The organism is Actinomadura rugatobispora, from assembly GCF_042656285.1.
In the GTDB taxonomy this organism is placed as follows: Bacteria; Actinomycetota; Actinomycetes; order Streptosporangiales; family Streptosporangiaceae; genus Spirillospora; species Spirillospora rugatobispora.
Genome location: NZ_JBHSON010000225.1, coordinates 1 through 1,532, shown reverse-complemented (window position 1 = coordinate 1,532; position 1,532 = coordinate 1). Strand labels below are relative to the sequence as shown.

1 protein-coding gene is annotated in these 1,532 nt (G+C 70.5%); it reads left to right on the top strand.

The features are described 5' to 3' along the window. Positions 1 to 166: 166 nt before the first annotated feature. Positions 167 to 1,519, top strand: coding sequence for an IS4 family transposase (locus ACFPZN_RS55955; RefSeq protein ID WP_378293554.1), 1,353 nt, complete (start codon positions 167 to 169; stop codon positions 1,517 to 1,519). Positions 1,520 to 1,532 lie beyond the last annotated feature (13 nt).

Here is a 1,532-nt window from a genome sequence, read left to right as displayed (position 1 = left end):
CAATGCCGGGTAGTTAGGCCTGTGGGCTGGTTGTCCAGGGGTTTGGTGGATCTTGGAGACGTGGGAACGGAGATCCAGTAGAACGGGTGATCTTCTACCATCGTCCGTCTGACCTACTGGATCTCCGTTGGGTGTTGAGTCTGCCAGGTCTGCTGGGGCCTGTGCCATGGGTTCGGTCGACCGTTGGGCGGGCGGGGTGTTCGCGCCCGGGCATCTGGGGGAACTGACCCGGATCGTGCCGTTCGAGATGGTGGACGAGGTGCTGGCCGAGACGCGGTCGGCGCAGCGGCGGGTGCGGCGGTTGCCGTCGCGGGTGGTGGTGTATCTGCTGCTGGCGGCGGGGTTGTTCGAGGGGCAGGGCCTTGGGCAGGTGTGGGCGCGGCTGGTGTCGGGCCTGGAGGGGCCGGGGTGGGTGCCCTCGTCGTCGGTGCTGGCCCAGGCCCGCCGCCGGGTGGGGGTCGCGCCGCTGCGGGCGTTGTTCGATCTGCTGGCCGGTCCGCCCGCGGGGGCGGTGCGGTGGCGGGGGCTGCTGGTGTGCGCGATGGACGGCACCACGATGAGTGTCCCCGACAGCCCGGCCAATCTGGCGGCCTATGGTCATCAGAGCGGCAGTCATGGCGGGTCGGGCTATCCGCTGGTCCGGCTGGTCGCGGTGGTCGCCTGCGGCACCCGCACCGTGCTGGGGGCCGGGTTCGGCCGGTTCGCGACCGGTGAGACGGCCTACGCGCCCGAGTTGTTCGGCTGCCTCAAGGCGGGCATGCTGCTGCTGGCCGACCGCAATTTCGCCGTCAAAGCCCTGGTGGCGGCGATCGCCGGTCCGCAGGGCACCGGCGCGGACCTGCTGATCCGCTGCAAGAGCAACCGGCCGCTGCCCCGTCTTGAGACCCTGGCCGACCGATCGTGGCGTTCGGTGCTGGGCGGGGTGCCGATCCGGGTGATCGACGCCCAGATCACCCTCACCCTGTCGGGCGGCGGGCACCGCACCGGCCATTACCGGTTGATCACCACCCTGCTGGATCCGCGCCTCCACCCGGCTGCGGAGATCGTGAGGCTCTACCACCAGCGGTGGGAGATCGAGACGACCTATCTGGAGCTGAAGTCCACCATGCTGGGCGGCCGTGTCCTGCGCTCGCGTACCCCGCAGGGCGCCGACCAGGAGATCTACGCTCTGCTGGCCGTCTACCAGGCGTTGCGGCTGGCGATGGCCGACGCCACGGCCGGCGGCGGCCTCCCCGCCGACCGGGCCAGCTTCACCGTCGCGCTGCTGGCCGCCCGCGACCAGGTCGTCCACGCCGCCGGGGTCATCGCCGGCACCGTCATCGACCTGGTCGGACAGATCGGCCGGGCGGTCCTGGACAACCCGCTGCCCGCCCGCCGAGACCGCAGCTGCCCCCGCATCGTCAAACGAGCGATCTCCAAACACCGGGCAAAAGGCCAGGTCGACCGCACCAACCACCGGGCGACCCTCACCATCGACATCCTCCACCCACCTGAGTTGACGCCCACCCCAAGCCCTTAACTACCCGGCATTG